Origin of the sequence: Alcanivorax hongdengensis A-11-3, assembly GCF_000300995.1 — a bacterium.
GTDB lineage: Bacteria > Pseudomonadota > Gammaproteobacteria > Pseudomonadales > Alcanivoracaceae > Alcanivorax > Alcanivorax hongdengensis.
On the sequence record NZ_AMRJ01000009.1, the window covers coordinates 1 to 16,832 of the forward strand.

A 16,832-nucleotide genomic window follows, 5' to 3' on the forward strand; every position below is an offset into this window, starting at 1 on the left:
GGGCGCCCTTTTGAAGGTGTATGTCGATCCACCGAACGAGTGTGGGCCAGCCTGTAAGCCCCAAAGGGCGCGCCCTGAAGCGCGCATCTGCTGCGCCTTGCCCCTAGCAAAGGGAACCACCCTGTCCGTCGTGACAAGACACAACAGCTGCACGCTTCAGGCCACGCTGAGTATGTAAGGGGTTTTTCAGAGGTTCCTTAAAAACCGGCAAGGTGAAAGGCCAGCATGCCGGCCAGCACGAATACCAGCAGGCCCACGCCGCTGACCCACATGCCCTGGTGGTTGCCTGTCTTCCAGCCCTGCTGATGGCTGGCTGATGGATAGCGTCCCAGAGTCAGGACTTTGACCACCGGCCAGCCCAGATAGTAGAAAACACACTCAAAAAGCAGATTCAGTAGCAGGTAACCCAGGGCACGGCCAAAGCCTCTGATAATGGCTTCAAGAAAGTCATCCATGAACTGTCCGGTCTGTGTCGTTGTTTTTTCGGTGTCGGTTTTGTTCGGTGCACCGCTGCCTGCATCAAAGCGATTTTCACCACAGAGGGCGCAGAGCACACTGAGCAAACTACCGGTTTTCCGCAGTCACCTCTGTGTACTCTCTGGGTGAGATTACGCTTTGTCCATCGCGCCGCCAGTGGGGCTCCTACAGGGAGTCGGTCAGCAGGATGCCGAAGCTGAACCGGTTTTCGTAGTTATTGTAGTTGATCAGGGAGTCGCCGTAGCCACTGAACAATTGCACCAGCCCCTTGAAGCGTTTGCTGAGCGGGAAAGAATAGTTGATGCGGGCGGCGCCCTTGTTGTCCGAGCGCAGGTTGTTGCGCAGCATCAGCTCCACCACGTGATTACCGAACGGTCGGCTCACTTCCAGCTGGAAGTTGCCCATGTATTTCTCGATGTCCGGGTTGTCATCGCCACGGGTGTCCTGCGGGTCGTCCTTTTCCTTTTCCGGAATCCGATACCAGGGCCGCACCGACCAGTAATAGGCGCCGGTCTTGAAGATGTAATCCACGTAAAGACGGTTCCAGCTGCGCGATACCGGCACATCCTGGCCGTTGGACTGGTGATCGAAGCCGACCATGATCAGCTCCGAATCAATCGGGCCGAATTGCCAGTCCACGGGTTTGGAGGCAAAGATTTCCGGTTCGTAGTTCACTTCGCGAAACGGGGCGGACAATTGATGGTTGTAGGCCTGCCAGTAAAAGGTGCCGGTGAAGGCCATCCACAGGGTAATGTCGTCGACCAGGTTTTCCTTGATCGGGGCTTTCAGAGACAGCTGGAACTTCACTTCCGTGGGTTGCAGGTCGCTGTCGTTCTTGGTCGGGTCATGCCACTTGCGGTTGGACCAGTAACTGTAGGGCAGCAGGTAGTTGCGCCGGTGCGGGGTGATCACGAACGGGTTGCCGCGGGTGTTGTTCTCCAGCGACAGCCGGGCGCGCAGGGCGTCTTCCTGGGCGCTGAGCTTTTGTTTCTGGCCATTGCCGTCGGTGCACCACTGGCGAATTTCCTCCAGGGTCACGGCGTCGTCGGCGGTCTGGGCGGAGCGCAGCAGGCAATCATTGAGCTGCTGCGAAGGCGTCATGTCGGAAGGAGGTTCGTCCGGTACCGGGTTCTTGCCCTGGGTGTTGTTGTCGGTGGCAGCGAACAGCGGGCTGCTTGCCAGCAGCACCAGGAGCAGCAGATGGCGCATGAAAGATCCTTTTGCGGGTTACTGGCATTCCTCATCGGTCATGGTGCGAGCCTGTTCTTCCAGCATGACAGGAATGCCATCGCGCACCGGATAGGCCAGGCCGCTGGCCTTGCACTTGAGTTCGCCGGCTTTTTCATCATAAATCAGCGGCGCCTTGCTGACCGGGCAGACCAGAATATCCAGCAGATTGGGGTCGATCATTTCACCATTCCTTAACCGGTTTGGCCCGAGTATACCGAAAGCGCTCCGGCTTGCACCGGCGGGGGCGTCGGGCTGACGACTTTTTACCGTTTTTGCCGGTATACAAGGTGTCCGGGTGGCAAACGGCGGTTTCAAACGCTTGTTTGACTTGCGGGTCACAAATAGGGCTGGAGACGGGCTGGAGCCCTGACCTAAGATTAGCGTCCCAAATACAGTGGCGAGCCACGGCCCGCCTCATTGTCACCGATAATCTAGGGAGATTTGAGATGCCGGATTACAAGGCTCCCCTGCGCGATATGCGCTTTGTGCTGAATGAAGTGCTGGACCTGGATAGCCACTACGCCAGTCTGGGTCTGGAAGAGGTTAACAGTGAACTGCTGAATGCCTTCCTGGAAGAGGGCGCCAAGTTCGCCGAGAACGAGCTGGCTCCCCTGAACCGTTCCGGTGATGAGGAAGGCTGTGGTTTCGACAACGGTGTGGTGACCACGCCGAAAGGCTTCAAGGAAGCCTACGCCAAATACGTGGAAGGCGGCTGGCCGGCCATGGGCGGCGACCCGGAATTCGGCGGCCAGGGCCTGCCCGGTTCCGCCGGTATCGCCATCAGCGAAATGACCGGTACCGCCAACTGGTCCTGGAGCATGTACCCGGGCCTGTCCCACGGTGCTGTGGCCACCATCGAAGAGCACGGCACCGACGAGCAGAAGCAGGCCTACCTGCCCAAGCTGACCAGCGGTGAATGGACCGGCACCATGTGCCTGACCGAGCCGCACTGTGGTTCCGACCTGGGTATCCTCAAGACCAAGGCCGAGCCCAACGCGGACGGCTCCTTCAACATTACCGGCACCAAGATCTTCATCTCCGCCGGTGAGCATGACATGGCCGAGAACATCGTCCACATCGTGCTGGCCCGTCTGCCCGACGCACCGAAAGGCACCAAGGGGATCTCCCTGTTCATCGTGCCCAAGTTCATGACCGACGGTAATGGCGGTGTGGGCGAGCGCAATGCCGTGACCTGTGGCTCCATCGAGCACAAGATGGGTATCAAGGCTTCCGCCACCTGCGTAATGAACTTCGACGGCGCCAAGGGCTTTTTGATCGGGCCGGAGAACAAGGGCCTGAATTGCATGTTCACCTTCATGAACTTCGCCCGTCTGGGTACCGCCATCCAGGGCGTGGCCCACGCGGAGCTGGGTTTCCAGGGTGGCCTGACCTACGCCAAAGAGCGTCTGGCCATGCGCAGCCTGTCCGGCCCGAAAAACCCGGACGGCCCGGCGGATCCGATCATCGTTCATCCGGACGTGCGTCGCATGCTGCTGACCTCCAAGGCCTTCGCCGAAGGCGGCCGTGCGCTGGTTTACCTGTGTGCCCAGCTGGGTGACAAGGTCAAGCTGGAAAAAGACGAGGCGGCCCGCAAGGAAGCTGACGAGTTGATGGCCCTGCTGACCCCGATCGCCAAGGCCTTCGTTACCGAAGCCGGTCTGGAAGCGGCCAACCATGGCGTTCAGATCTACGGTGGCCACGGCTTCATCCGTGAGTGGGGCATGGAGCAGAATGTGCGTGATGCACGCATCTCCACCCTCTACGAAGGCACCACTGGCATCCAGGCGCTGGACCTGCTGGGTCGTAAAGTGATGATGACTCAGGGCCAGTCCCTGCGTAACTTCACCAAGATCATCCACAAGTTCTGCGAAGCCAACGCCGACAATGCCGACCTGAAAGAGCTGCTGGAACCGCTGGCCGGTTACAACAAGCAGTGGGGTGAACTGACCCAGGCCATCGGCATGCAAGCCATGCAGAACCCGGATTACGTGGGTGCCGCGTCGGTGGATTTCCTGATGTACTCCGGTTACGTGACCCTGGCTTACCTGTGGGCGCGCATGGCTTCCGTGGCGCACGCCCAACTGGAAGCCGGTGCCGGTGACGAGGACTTCTACAAGGCCAAGATCAGCACCGCGAAGTTCTACTTCAAGCGCATCCTGCCGCGCGTGGCCGGTCACAAGGGCGCCATCGAAGGCGGCCTGGACTGCATGATGGAACTGGACGCCGAGCATTTCGCGTTCTGATCCTGCCAGTCGGCATGAAAAGGGCCCGCCTTCATGGCGGGCTTTTTTTTGCCCCGGGATGGGCCCGAAAAAATGATCCGAATCCATAAATTGTCGGCAATGGCTGACACCATCCATTGTCTATTTCGGCTATAGTCGAGCCCGTAATGACAAAAACGGGTACATAAAAGGGGAAGGGGATACCCATGAAGAAACTGCTCGCACTGGTTGTGGTGCTGGCGGTAGCGTGGCTGGGGGCCACCTACTATGTCGGCATGCGTATGGAAAGCGTGGTCCGTGAAGATGTGGCCAAGCGGGAACTCATCCCGGGCCGCAAGGACCTGATGCTGGATGTGCTGGATTACGACCGGGGCTTGTTCAGCTCCCGTGCGCTGGTCTGCGTGATCGTACAGGGCCAGCTGGCGGCCACCAAGAACCTGGGCGCCATGTCCGGCAAGCTGTGTACTATCAGCACCATTCACCACGGGCCGCTGGCCTGGACCGAAGACGGCCCCTATTTCGGCCTGGCGGCCAGTCGCGAAGTGCTGGACCTGAGTGAACTGCCCAAGCATGGCAAGGCCATGGTCAAGGAACTCTTCAAGGGCAAGCCGCCGCTGGTGGGTACCAGCCGTTATGCCTTTGATGGTGGCATGGCCTACCACCTGACGGTATCGCCGGCGAATATGGATTCGCCCATGGGCCAGGTGGCCCTGCAGCAGTTCGATGTGGATGTGTTTCGTCCGTCCGTGGACGGTTATCCGGTCAACGGCTTCATCACCGTCAAGGGCCTCAAGGTCAATTCCCTGGCCGGCGGCGTGGCGATTCCGTCACTCACCGGCTCGGTGGACGTGCTTGCCATGCTCGGCGATGACCTGCCGCTCACCGCCATGAACCTGACCGCCAAGGGCCTGCAATTCATCCAGGGCGACCAGCCCGTGCTGACCCTGGATGCCACTCTGCAGGGCACCAGCCAGGATCAGGGCAATACCCTGAGCGGCAAGAGCGGCCTGTGGCTGGACAAGGTGTCAGGCCCCATTGTGCCGTTGCCCATGGACAGCGCCTACCTGGGCGTCAGCTATGACGGCCTGGACAAGCAGGCACTGATCCGTGTGAACCAGCTCAAGAAGGATCTGGACCGCCTGCAGAGCAACATGATGATGGGCATGCTGGACCAGGACAGCCAGGCTGGTGGTGATTTCGAGGCGCAAATGAAGAAGATGCGCTCGCTAATGGAAGAGCTCACCCAGGTGGCCAGCGAAAAACTGCTGCGACCGGGTAACAGCCGGATGGCCGTGCAACTGCTGGTGGATAACAAGGATCAGCGTCAGTTGAGCCTGGACAGCAAGGCCCGCTACCTGGGCATGGACGGCAAGAACCTGCCGTTTGACCAGCTGAAGGGCCTGCCGGCGGATGCGTTGAGGAAAATGCTCGACCTGGACGTGCGCCTGGATGTGAATAATGGCCTGATTCCGCCCATGTTTGCCGACAAGGTCAGCGAGCTGCAGGACCAGGGCCTGGTGGTGCGTGCCGAGCAGGGCTGGAGCGCCTCCGTTATCACCCGCGACGGCGCTTTGCTGCTCAATGGCCAGCCGGTCACCCAGGACGAGCTGGAACAGCGGCTGCGTTCGTTGGCGCCCACCCCGCCCCAGCCGGCACCGGGGGCGGAGGTTGATCCGCTGGCGCAGTTACAGGGCATGTGACCCGGATGCTGTACAAGGAACCCGCCGCAAGGCGGGTTTTTTGTGGGCCGGTGCCGGGATCACCGTGTCGGGCATGAATGGCGGGTCACAAATAAGCCTGTAACCTCGGGCCCTGACTGCCTAAAATTCGGCCCCTGCCAAATTTCGGGAGATGTGCAAATGGCGACCTATAAAGCGCCCCTCGAGGACATGCGTTTTGTTCTCAACGATGTGTTCAAAGCGGATCAACTGTGGGCCTCCATGCCCGCCACCGCCGAGGTGACCCAGGACCTGTCCGACGCCATTCTGGAAGAAGCGGGCAAGATGACCGAAGGCCTGCTGTTTCCGCTCAACCGTAACGGTGACGAGCAGGGCTGCAGCTGGAACGACGGCGAGGTGACCACCCCCGACGGCTTCAAGGATGCCTTCAAGACCTTCGCCGAAAACGGCTGGAGTGCGTTCTCCGGGAATCCGGACTTCGGCGGCCAGGGCATGCCCAAGTCCCTGGCGGTGCTGTTCGAGGAAATGATGCACAGCGCCTGTTCGTCCTTTGCCCTGTACCCGGCCCTGACCAGCGGCGCCTGCCTGGCCATCGATGCCCACGCCTCTGAGGAGCTCAAGGCCCAGTACCTGCCCAAGCTCTACAGCGGTGAGTGGAGCGGCACCATGTGCCTGACCGAGCCGCACTCCGGCACTGACCTGGGCATTGGCCGCACCAAGGCCGAGCCCAATGGCGACGGCTCCTATAGCATCACCGGTACCAAGATCTTCATCACCGGTGGCGAGCACGACATGACCGGTAACCATATCCATCTGGTGCTGGCCAAACTGCCGGACGCGCCGGCCGGCTCCAAGGGCATCTCCCTGTTCCTGGTGCCCAAGTTCCTGCCCGACGCGGACAACAACCCGGGCGAGCGCAACGGCGCCACCTGTGGCTCCATCGAGCACAAGATGGGCATCAAGGGCTCCGCCACCTGCGTGATGAACTTCGACGGCGCCAAGGGCTGGATCATCGGCGAGCCCAACCAGGGTCTGGCCTGCATGTTCACCATGATGAACTACGAGCGCCTGTCCATCGGCCTGCAGGGCCTGGGGCTGGGTGAAGTGAGCTACCAGAGCGCCGTGGAATACGCCCGCGAGCGTCTGCAGGGTCGCAGCGCCACCGGTGCCAAGAACCCGGAAGGCCCGGCCGATCCGATCATCGTGCACGGTGACGTGCGCCGCATGCTGATGAACATGCGCGCCATCAACGAAGGGGGCCGCGCCCTGGCCGCCTACGTGGGCATGCAGCTGGACACCGCCAAGTTCAGCGAAGACGCGGATGCCAAGAAGAAAGCCGAAGACCGGGTGGCGCTGCTCACCCCGGTGGCCAAGGCGTTCTTCACCGACCGCGGTCTGGACACCACCATTACCGGCCAGCAGGTGTTCGGTGGCCACGGCTACATCCGTGAGTGGGGCATGGAGCAGTTCGTGCGTGACTGCCGCATCTCACAGATCTACGAAGGCACCAACGGTATCCAGGCCCTGGACCTGGCCGGTCGTAAAGTGGCTCGTAATGGTGGCAAGTCCGTGGATGCCTTCCTGGCCGATGCCCGCGCCTGGCTGGATGCCAATGCCGGCAATGCCCAGCTCGCCGACGTGAGCGAAGCGCTGGACGCCGCGCTGTGCCTGCTCAAGGATGCCACCGACGAACTGCTGGCCCAGGCCGGTGCTAACCCGGATGCCATCAGCGCCGCCGCGGTGGAATACCTGGACATCTTCGGCTACGTGATCTACGCTTGGTTGTGGGCACAGATGCTGGCAGCCACCGACGGTCGTGATGATGACTTTGCCAAGGCCAAGCGTACTACCGGTCGTTATTACTTCCAGCGTGTACTGCCCCGGGCCCAGTCCCTGTTCGCGCAGCTCAGCAGTGGTGCCGACACCATGATGAGCCTGGACGGCGACCTGTTCTGAGACTGACCGAGACACAAAAAAGCCCGGCACCGCCGGGCTTTTTTGTGTCTGGTTCGTGGTGTTGTCAGCCGGGGAATTGCAGGCTTACCGGCGAGCGGCTTTTCAGGGTGTCGGCCTTTTTCGGGTCGTCGATGAAGGGGTTGCTGTTGCCCTGGATGGTTTTGATACGGGCGTTGCGCTGGCGCTCGGCATCATCCACCGGGTCCAGCCGGTTCCACTGCTGATACATTTGCAGGGTGCCGATCAGCGGCAGGTCGTAGTGGTCGTACATATACAGCATGGCGCGGGCCACATTGCCCTTGGCGTGGTCCGGTGGCTCGAAGCTCTGGAATGACAGCTTGTAGCCGCAGTCGGCGTCCGAGTTTTCGCTATCCGGCAATTCGCCGAACAGGGTACGGCGCCGATCCAGTTCCGCGTGGCGGGTGACCGGAAACATGTTGTGCATGTCCGCCCGCATTTTCACATAGTCGGCATTTTGCTCACAGCTTCTGGCGCTGGAACAGTTGAGGTGGTTACGCAGGTTGCGTTCGGTGTAAACGTGCTCAACGGCGATGCGGTCACCGGCTTGAAAGTCTTCCTGACAATACAATGTACGTCCCCCCTGGGCGTACACTTGCTGAATAAACCGCTCATCCATGTCGTCCGCCTGCACTGCCTGGCTGATCATGCCCAGCACCAGGAAGGCAAGTGAAACTTTATGCATAATGTGATTCCTGTCACACTTTTCTGTGCTTGGTTGGACTATTTAATGCAGTGACGGGGTTACACAATGTAACCCTATCCGACAGGTGGCGCCAATTTTTCTCCTAGCGGTCGTTCAGGAAAAAATCCACGCAGGCGGTGATGTGTTCGTCGATGGCTTGTGGGCCGGGCATTTGCTCCGGCGTGAGCAGGGCACAGATGTGAAAGTCGCCTTTGACCATGCCCAGAAACTGCCGGGCGGTGTAAGGCGTGATGGCCCGGTGGGGCAGCTTGCCCGCCGCTTTCAACGACAACAGAAAGTCATCCAGCTGTTCCACCAGCAATTGCGGGCCGTTGCGGTAGATGGCCTCGCCCAGACCGGGAAAGGTCAGCCCTTCGGCAATCAGTAGCCGATACAGTCCCAGGTTCACCGGTGAGATCAGGGAATCCACAAAGGTGCGCCCCAGCAGCGTCAGCCCCTCCCGGGCGTCCAGCTGTTCCACGTCCAGCGCCTGTATCTGCGTCACCATGTTGCGCGAGTGGGCGGTAATCACCGCACTGAACAAACCGGCCTTGTCGCCGAAATATTCGTAAAGGCTGCGCCGAGAGCCGCCGGCCCGGGCAATGATCATGTCCAGGGTAGTGCGGGCATAGCCCTGCTCCAGAAAAATCTCCTTGGCTGCATCAAGCAGGGCCTGATAGCGCTTGCGACCGCGCTCGGTCAGCGGTTGGGTCATGGGGGCATCCTGTGGCGGTCATCAGATGGTAGGACCCCCGGCGGCGGGTCGCAATGATACATCCGGGCGATTGCGTGTATCAGGGGTGTGGCAGGGCGATCCAGCTGAGTACGCCCTGCTGGCGCTCACGCCAGCGGAAGGGCAGAGTCATGCCTTTTTTCCAGTCCGCAGACAGGGTTTTCAGCAGCGTCAGGCTGCGGGCGTCCCGGCGCTCGGCATCCTGGAAATAGAAGCGCTTGCCGGTGAGCGGGTAGAGCGCCTTGAACAGGCTCTCCTTGGCGGAAAAAATCAGCGTGATGCGATTGGCTCGTTGTATTGGCGTCAGGCCGGCCAGCTGCTCCAGCTCCGCCGGGGTGAGTAACTCCCGGCGCAGGCGGTTGGCCCGCTCCACACTCAGCCATTGTTCGGTGTCCAGGCCCACGGCATGCCAATACCGGTTGTCTGCGACCATGACCTCGGCAATGCCATGGCTGTGGGTGATGCTGCCCAGTGTACCTTCCGGCCAGACCGGGGCGCGGCTGCGACTCATTTCCGGAACGGCATCCACTCCCAGGCTGCGCAGGCCTTCGCGGGCGCACCAGCGACCGGCCAGATATTCACAGCGACGCTTGGCGACGGCGCCGGCCAGTGACGCGGGCAGGGTAATGCCGGCGCGGGTAAAACTGTCGTCCAGCAACCTTTCCGGTTGATAGCGGCAACTGATGCGTAGCAGACCCTGTGCCATTTCTTCGCGATGGAGGTTAGACAGGCTGGCAGGGCGTTGGGCGTCGGGCATGATCTCTGTGGGCAAGCTCGTTATAAGCGAGACTATAGCAGAGTCGTGACGCGGCGGTGAAAGTGCGTTGTCCGCGAGGGGCGGTTACACTCAACCCGCCGTTCGGTTCGCACAGGCTCATCAAAGGGAGACATCATGGCAGGCACCAGCTTACTGGCACTGATCGACGACATTTCCACCATTCTGGATGACATCTCGGTGATGTCCAAGGTGGCCGCCAAGAAAACCACCGGTGTCTTGGGCGATGACCTGGCCCTCAATGCCGAGCAGGTTACCGGTGTCCGTGCCGATCGCGAGTTGCCGGTGGTGTGGGCGGTGGCCAAGGGCTCGCTGCGCAACAAGGTGATTCTGGTGCCGGCGGCACTGTTGATCAGCGCCTTTATCCCCATGCTGATTACACCGCTGCTGATGCTGGGCGGCGCCTACCTCTGTTACGAAGGCTTTGAAAAAGTGGTGCACAAGTTCTTTCACGATGAGGCAGAACAGGAAAACCATCGTGAAGCGCTCAAGGCCATCCGTGGTGAAGGCGGGGATCTGGTGGCGCTGGAAAAACGCAAGATCAAGGGCGCCATCCGCACCGATTTTATCCTCTCGGCAGAAATCATCGTGATTGCCCTGGGTACCGTGAAAGAGGCGGCCTTCAGTGTGCAGGTCGGGGTGCTGTCACTGGTGGCCGTGCTGATTACCCTCGGCGTGTATGCGCTGGTGGCGGGTATCGTCAAACTGGATGATGCCGGCCTTTATCTGCTGCGCGAATCCGTGCAGCGGGATGATCCGGGTTGGCGGCGCACCCTGGGGCGCGGCATTCTGCGGTTTGCTCCCTGGCTGATGAAGACCCTGTCAGTAGTGGGGACGGCGGCCATGTTCCTGGTTGGCGGCGGTATCCTGATTCACGGCATTCCCGGCTCCCACGACGTGATCCATCACTGGCAGACCCTGAGCGGCCCGGTGGGTGTTGCGGTGCCGGCACTCACCAGCCTGATCGGTGGGCTGCTGGCCGGCGCGGTGGTGCTGTCGGTGGTGGCCGGCGTATCCCGCTTGCGGGGGCACTGACGCGCCTTTTTCCGGGCCGTTCATGGGGCTGTACGCCTTGACATCAATCTAATGGCGGCGTACCTCATTAAGAGTGGCGTTGATAGGTGATTGAGACAGGGTGGGCATGGTGTCGCACCGTTTCTGCCTTAGGTGCCGCTATCGGGATGTGCCCTTTTGCCGTGCATCCTTCCCTTTCCCATGACAGCAAGGACTCATCATGGCTGATCGACGCAAGGTGCCCGGAGTCAAGGAATACGGGGGGCCGGCCGGTGGTTGGGGCGCACTGAAAGCAACGGCAGAAGCCGTCCACGAGCAGATGCAGGCCACCCAGGTGCCTGGCACCCTGTTGCGCACCAACCAGCCCGGTGGCTTTGATTGTCCGGGTTGCGCCTGGCCGGACAAGGAACACAAATCCACGTTCCAGTTCTGCGAGAACGGCGCCAAGGCGGTAACCTGGGAAGCCACCAAAAAACGTGTCACGCCGGCGTTCTTTGCCGAGCATACGGTCACTGAATTACTGGCATGGCACGATCACGATCTGGAAGATCAGGGGCGCCTGACTCAGCCCATGGTGTATAATCGTGCTACCGATAAATACGAGCCGATTGAATGGCAGGATGCTTTCGATCGCATTGGTGAAACCCTGCGCACGCTGGCGCCGAACCAGGTGGAGTTCTATACCTCCGGACGAGCTTCCAACGAAGCGGCTTACCTTTACCAGTTGTTTGCCCGAGAGCTGGGCACCAATAATTTTCCCGATTGCTCAAACATGTGTCACGAGCCCACCAGTGTCGGTTTGCCCCGGTCCATCGGCATTGGCAAGGGTACCGTGTCCCTGGAAGATTTTGATCATTGCGAGCTGGTGCTTTCCATTGGCCATAACCCGGGCACTAATCACCCGCGCATGATGGGCACACTCCATGAAGTGTCCCGGCGCAAGGTGCCGATCATGGTATTCAATCCGCTCAAGGAGCGTTCCCTGGAGCGTTTTGCCGACCCGCAGAACATGATCGAGATGGCTACCTTCCGGTCCACACCGATTGCGTCGTCCTATTTTCAGGTACGCGCCGGTGGTGATGCGGCGGCCCTCAAGGGCATCATGAAAGGGGTGTTGCAACTGGAGGCGGAAGGGGGCGGTGTGCTTGACCGTGAGTTCATCGATAACCATACCCATGGATACGATGCGCTGGCCGCGGATATTCATGCCACCGGGTGGCCGGACATTGAGCGAGAAAGCGGCCTCAAGCGTCAGGACCTGGAAATGGTGGCGGCGGCCTATGCCCGCTCAAAGGCCACCATCATCTGTTACGGCATGGGCATCACCCAGCATAACAAGGGCACCTCCAACGTACGTCTGATCTGCGATTTGTTGCTGCTGCGCGGCAATATCGGCAAACCGGGTGCCGGCATCTGTCCATTGCGTGGGCATTCCAATGTACAGGGCAACCGCACCGTGGGGATCACGGAAAAACCAACGCCGGCGTTTCTGAAAAACCTGCAGGATACTTTCGGGTTTACCCCGCCAGCGGAGCACGGGCATGATGCGGTCAAGACAATGCAGGCCATGCTGGAGGGTTCCGCCCGCGCCCTGTTGTGTCTGGGCGGCAATTTCGCCGTGGCCATGCCGGATTCCGAGCGTAGCTACCCGGCCATGAAAAAGTTGGACCTGAGTGTGCAGGTGGCCACCAAGCTCAATCGTTCTCACCTGCTGGTGGCGAAGAACAGTTTCCTGTTCCCCTGCCTGGGGCGTACCGAACTGGATATGCAGGAGAGCGGCCCACAGTCGGTCACCGTGGAAGACTCCATGTCCATGGTTCACGCGTCGGCAGGCAAGTTACCCCCGGCATCGTCGTGGCTGAAATCCGAGCCGGCCATCGTTGCCGGCATGGCGCAGTCCACCTTGCCTGACAGCAAGGTGGACTGGTCGGCACTGGTGGCCGACTACGACGGCATTCGTGATCTGATCGAAAAAACCATTCCCGGTTTCGAGCGTTATAACGAGCGTATTCGGGTGCCGGGTGGCTTTCGTATGCCGTTACCGGCAACGGAGCGAGTCTGGAATACCGCGTCGGGTAAAGCCGAATTTTTCGTTTTTGACGGTCTGCAGGAAAACCGCGACGTACCCGGTGAAGACATACTGAGATTGATCACCGTGCGCAGCCATGATCAGTACAACACCACCATTTATGGCATGGATGATCGTTATCGCGGTGTATTCGGTCGCCGGGACGTGCTCTTCATGAATGCCGAGGACATGGCGGAGAGGGGGCTGGTTCACGGCGATAAAGTCGATATAGAAACCGCGCTGGATGGTTCAACGTTACGTTATGACAATCTGACGGCAATCGAATACAGCGTCGCCAGGGGCACGGTAGCCGCCTACTACCCGGAAGCCAACCGGTTGGTGCCACTGGATTACAACGATAAGGAAAGCGGCACGCCATCCTACAAGTCGGTGCCGGTGCGCATTATCAAGTCGGTCAGTGAGGCGCCGCCCGCCTAAGCTTGCAGGGAGGACATATGCGGCGTGTTGTACAGGAAGAGGATAACGGGGTCACAGCGCAAGTGATCCGTATTGGTCACGAGGAACTGGTCATCCGGCAACGTTACGAGGTGATCAGTATCCTCAATGACATCCTGATCGGTATCTGGTTTGTGGTCGGCACCGTCTTCATGTTTTACGAATCCCTGGTTTATGCGGGAACCTGGCTGTTTCTGATTGGCAGCATTGAAATGTTGATTCGCCCGGTGATTCGCTTGTCCCGTCGGGTGCACCTGAAACGCTTTCACCCGAACTCCCCGGACATCTGGAGTAGTCCGCGCGATTACTGAGCTGGGCTGTACAGCCGTGGCGCGCTGTGCTGCGTAACATGGATCAGGTTGAGGCCGTAGCGCCTTGCCCAGCGGACCGCCAGGGCCGTGGGCGCTGATAGTGTCGCCAATGTGCCGATATGGCAGCGCACCGCTTTCTGAATCAGTTCCAGGCTGCAGCGGCTGGTGATGACCACCATACCATCCCGGGGGGTGATGTTGGCGCGGCTGATGGCGCCAATCAGTTTGTCCAGGGCATTGTGTCGGCCAATATCCTCCCGGCAGAAACGGATCCGCGCATTGCTGTCCAGATACAGGGCCGCATGCACGGCACCGCTTTTTTGTGCGGCTTGCTGGCTGGCGTGAATGCGTTGTCGCAGTTCCTGGAAATGCCCTGCCTCGGGCAAGGGGGCCGGAGCCAGTGGCTCAAGATCCGGCAGGGCCTGCTCCAGCGCTTCCACGCCACACAGGCCGCAGCCGCTGGTGCCAGCCAGTTGCCGGCGCTGTTCCTTGAGGAGGGCAAAGGAGCGGCTGGCGATTTCTACCTGGGCGTGGTGGGCCTCGCCACTACGATGCAACTGAATGTCATAAATGTCCTGGGGGCGAGAAACAATCCGGTTGCTGAGGCTGAAGCCGGTAACGAAATCCTCGATATGGCCCGGCGAAATCATCATGACCGCCTGGCTGATACCGTTGTAGCTGATGGCCAGGGCAGTCTCGTCCGCCAATGCCGCCTGGCCATCGGCTGCGCCACCGAGTTCGCGATAATCAAAACGATTCGGTGATGCCAGCGGTGAGTCCGTATCCAGCCTGTTGTCCTTTGCCTCGGGTGTGTTCACATCATCCCTCCGATAGGGTGTTATCCATATCAAGTGCAACGGTGACCGGGTTGATCAGGAAATGTTGTTGACCCGCTGAACATCACGAAACAGTTGATCCATTTCTCCCTGATAGTAACGCTCCACCTTGGGGTTCATCACCTTTTTCCATAGCGGTGGCACCATCGCCAGTAGCATCATGGCCGTGTAACCGGCGGGTAGCTGCGGGCTTTCATCGTAGTGACGCAGTACCTGGTAACGACGTTTGGCATAGGCGTGGTGGTCACTGTGGCGTTGCAGCTGAAACAGGATCAGGTTGGTCAGCAGATAGTTGGAGTTCCAGCTATGGGCCGGGGTGACGCGCTCATAGCGGCCGTTGTCCAGCTGACGCCGGTGCAGGCCATAGTGTTCGATGTAATTGACGATCTCCAGTGCCAGGGCGGCAAAGAGGCTCTGGCCGACAAAGAACAGCACACCCTGCCAACCCCACAGCAGACCGAACGTCAGTGCGAACAGGGCCGAGATGCCGTACCACCAGATCAATTCGTTGTGGATGCTGACGGCTTTCTTGCCCTTGCGCGACAGGTAGGCGGCTTCCAGCTTCCAGGCATTTAGGAAATTGCGGCAGAATGCCTTGGGCAGAAAGTCATAGAGATCCTGGTTGTACTGGCTTGAGGAAGCGTCTTCCGGGGTAGACACATGGATATGATGGCCGCGAATGTGTTCCACCTTGAAGCCCGCATAGGTCACGGATGCCAGTAGCAGGCCACCGGTCCAGTTTTCGACTTTGGGATCCTTGTGAATCAACTCATGGCCAAGATTGATAGCGATGACACCTCCCAGCATACCGATGGAAATGATCCAGCCCAGGCTGCCGTACCAGGCATAGGGTGTGTGGGTAAAGACGTAGCCGGCATAGAACAGCAGGCCGATCCAGGCCGTGGCCATGGCCAGCGGGATCAATCGGTAGCTCTTGTCTTCGGACAGTCCCGGCACCTGTTCTTTTTCATCCGGATTTACCGGGTCCTTGCCGATCAGAAAATCCAGTATCGGAATAGCCACAAAGAAAATGCCAAGAATGGCCCAGGCCCATAGATTTTGCGAGCCACTATCGCGCCCTGCCATAGCGGAAACCGGCACCATGGGCAGTAATAGAGCCCAGCAGAAGACATAGGCCCATTTCTTGAGCGCGAGCATGGTGTTGGTGGAAAGATGACGAAACATCATTTGCTCCTGAGGTCCGTTATTCAGCTGGGTTGACGCATTCCGCGCGGGAGGGGGCGTGCTTGCATCGGACCTTGCGCAACAGGGTCATCATGTCCTTGTTGTAGACGCCCTGATGAGTCAGGTCGATGCGTGCATCCCGGAACATTTCGTCATAGCGAAGCCGATCCGCATCGGAAATCTGGATCCACCACTTTGAGTCCACTTCACTATCGGCGTTGTCGATGATGCGCATGGCCCGGTCGAACTGACCGGCCAGATAGGTCCTTGCCTGGGCGGCAAAATCGGCTGGGAACTGATCCTTGCGGATGATCAGCTGGGCACTCAGTTGGCCCAGTACAAGATTGATGATGCCGCCATTGGGGTGCATGCCTTTGTAGAGCTCCAGGGCGGAATAGCCGAAGATGGGCGCAAAGCATGTGTCCACGGCGCCATTATTGAAACGGGTGGAGAAATTAGTGATATCCGACATCACCGGAGACATGCCTACCCGTGAAGCCATGTTGGCTTCGGCCACGTCATATTCCAGGACGGCAATGGACTTGCCGGCCAGTTCCTCCACGGTATCGATGGTGTGGTCTTTGACAAACAGATAGGCGGCCCCCATGGGAACCAGGCCGGCGAATTCATAGGGGCCGGAAACCAGATGCTGATTGACCCTGGGATTGCCGCTGGCCAGCACGGAGATCACCATTCGCATGGCATCGTAGTCGGGAATGGCGCCAATGGAATCCATGCTGCCGGTGTAACTGACAAACTGGCGCCCGCGGATACCCGTCAGCAGTGCGCCGTCACATTGCCGGGCCTTGAGATCTTCAGCGGCAATTTTTTCATCAGTGTAAGGCTTGAGTTGCAGGTCCACGCCCCAGTTCAGGGCGGCGGCTTTCATGTCTTTCATGATGCCGAAAAAATCGCCGTTAGCACCAATAATGTCGAACACACACAGCGATCGCTGCTCCATGGCCATGGCGTTGTTGAAGGCGCAAGTGGCCAGCAGTAGTAACGCCATGGCGACTTTTTTTGCATATCGCATTCTAATTTCCTCGCATTCTGGTCAGGGTTTCTGCCTGGCCGGTTGTTGGTGTTATTCACGGTTTGGCTACGTTTTGATGCTAGATAGACGAGCCGGGGCGAGGTAGGTTGGCAGTTGACAGACAACCGTCATTTATTGACAAAACCGTGTCGCA

15 protein-coding genes are annotated in these 16,832 nt (G+C 59.5%); 6 read left to right on the plus strand and 9 right to left on the minus strand.

All coding sequences use genetic code 11. The annotated features are described in order from the left end of the window. Positions 1–197 precede the first annotated feature (197 nt). The 3 genes from A11A3_RS17240 to A11A3_RS07320 form a co-directional block, all read right to left on the minus strand. On the minus strand, positions 198–455 hold the full coding sequence (locus tag A11A3_RS17240) for a hypothetical protein (RefSeq protein ID WP_157375463.1): 258 nt from the start codon (positions 453–455) through the stop codon (positions 198–200). A 187-nt stretch (positions 456–642) separates the two neighbouring features. Next, on the minus strand, positions 643–1,686 hold the full coding sequence (locus A11A3_RS07315) for a phospholipase A (protein ID WP_008928640.1): 1,044 nt from the start codon (positions 1,684–1,686) through the stop codon (positions 643–645). A gap of 18 nt (positions 1,687–1,704) precedes the next feature. After that, the gene (locus A11A3_RS07320) at positions 1,705–1,887 is read right to left on the minus strand and encodes a Trm112 family protein (RefSeq protein WP_008928641.1); all 183 of its coding nucleotides are present in this window, start codon (positions 1,885–1,887) and stop codon (positions 1,705–1,707) included. A 266-nt stretch (positions 1,888–2,153) separates the two neighbouring features. On the opposite strand from A11A3_RS07320, the gene A11A3_RS07325 reads away from it, so the two are divergent. The 3 genes from A11A3_RS07325 (at position 2,154) to A11A3_RS07335 (ending at position 7,564) form a co-directional block, all read left to right on the plus strand. Continuing rightward, on the plus strand, positions 2,154–3,950 hold the full coding sequence (locus A11A3_RS07325; RefSeq protein ID WP_008928642.1) for an acyl-CoA dehydrogenase C-terminal domain-containing protein: 1,797 nt from the start codon (positions 2,154–2,156) through the stop codon (positions 3,948–3,950). Positions 3,951–4,135: 185 nt separating this feature from the next. Further along, positions 4,136–5,629 carry a DUF945 family protein gene (locus A11A3_RS07330; RefSeq protein ID WP_008928643.1) on the plus strand — a complete coding sequence of 498 codons (1,494 nt, stop codon included), beginning with the start codon at positions 4,136–4,138 and terminating at the stop codon, positions 5,627–5,629. A gap of 159 nt (positions 5,630–5,788) precedes the next feature. Then, positions 5,789–7,564 carry an acyl-CoA dehydrogenase C-terminal domain-containing protein gene (locus tag A11A3_RS07335; protein WP_008928644.1) on the plus strand — a complete coding sequence of 592 codons (1,776 nt, stop codon included), beginning with the start codon at positions 5,789–5,791 and terminating at the stop codon, positions 7,562–7,564. A 64-nt stretch (positions 7,565–7,628) separates the two neighbouring features. On the opposite strand, the gene A11A3_RS07340 is transcribed toward A11A3_RS07335, so the two are convergent. The 3 genes from A11A3_RS07340 to A11A3_RS07350 all read right to left on the minus strand — a co-directional run bounded on the left by A11A3_RS07340 (position 7,629) and on the right by A11A3_RS07350 (position 9,757). Continuing rightward, on the minus strand, positions 7,629–8,267 hold the full coding sequence (locus A11A3_RS07340; RefSeq protein WP_008928645.1) for an endonuclease: 639 nt from the start codon (positions 8,265–8,267) through the stop codon (positions 7,629–7,631). Positions 8,268–8,370: 103 nt separating this feature from the next. Then, complete coding sequence (locus tag A11A3_RS07345; protein WP_008928646.1) at positions 8,371–8,982, minus strand: TetR/AcrR family transcriptional regulator; 612 nt, start codon at positions 8,980–8,982, stop codon at positions 8,371–8,373. Between the two features lie 79 nt (positions 8,983–9,061). Continuing rightward, positions 9,062–9,757, minus strand: a complete 696-nt coding sequence (locus A11A3_RS07350; protein WP_008928647.1) for a 4'-phosphopantetheinyl transferase family protein — start codon at positions 9,755–9,757, stop codon at positions 9,062–9,064. A gap of 135 nt (positions 9,758–9,892) precedes the next feature. Here A11A3_RS07350 and A11A3_RS07355 point away from each other — a divergent pair, with 135 nt between their 5' ends. The 3 genes from A11A3_RS07355 to A11A3_RS07365 all read left to right on the plus strand — a co-directional run bounded on the left by A11A3_RS07355 (position 9,893) and on the right by A11A3_RS07365 (position 13,624). Further along, positions 9,893–10,810: a DUF808 domain-containing protein gene (locus A11A3_RS07355; RefSeq protein WP_008928648.1), complete on the plus strand. Its 918-nt coding sequence runs from the start codon at positions 9,893–9,895 to the stop codon at positions 10,808–10,810. A gap of 199 nt (positions 10,811–11,009) precedes the next feature. Further along, a complete protein-coding gene (locus A11A3_RS07360) occupies positions 11,010–13,295 on the plus strand; it encodes an FdhF/YdeP family oxidoreductase (RefSeq protein ID WP_008928649.1) in 2,286 nt (761 codons plus the stop codon). Between the two features lie 17 nt (positions 13,296–13,312). Further along, positions 13,313–13,624, plus strand: a complete 312-nt coding sequence (locus A11A3_RS07365; protein ID WP_008928650.1) for a YrhK family protein — start codon at positions 13,313–13,315, stop codon at positions 13,622–13,624. On the opposite strand, the gene fdhD is transcribed toward A11A3_RS07365, so the two are convergent. The 3 genes from fdhD to A11A3_RS07380 are packed head-to-tail and all read right to left on the minus strand — an operon-like array spanning position 13,618 to position 16,678. Then, positions 13,618–14,442, minus strand: coding sequence for a formate dehydrogenase accessory sulfurtransferase FdhD (fdhD, locus tag A11A3_RS07370; RefSeq protein WP_008928651.1), 825 nt, complete (start codon positions 14,440–14,442; stop codon positions 13,618–13,620). The genes A11A3_RS07365 and fdhD overlap by 7 nt on opposite strands. Positions 14,443–14,496: 54 nt before the next feature. Then, positions 14,497–15,645: an alkane 1-monooxygenase gene (locus A11A3_RS07375; RefSeq protein ID WP_008928652.1), complete on the minus strand. Its 1,149-nt coding sequence runs from the start codon at positions 15,643–15,645 to the stop codon at positions 14,497–14,499. Positions 15,646–15,664: 19 nt separating this feature from the next. Further along, positions 15,665–16,678: a putative solute-binding protein gene (locus A11A3_RS07380; protein ID WP_008928653.1), complete on the minus strand. Its 1,014-nt coding sequence runs from the start codon at positions 16,676–16,678 to the stop codon at positions 15,665–15,667. Positions 16,679–16,832: the final 154 nt, after the last annotated feature.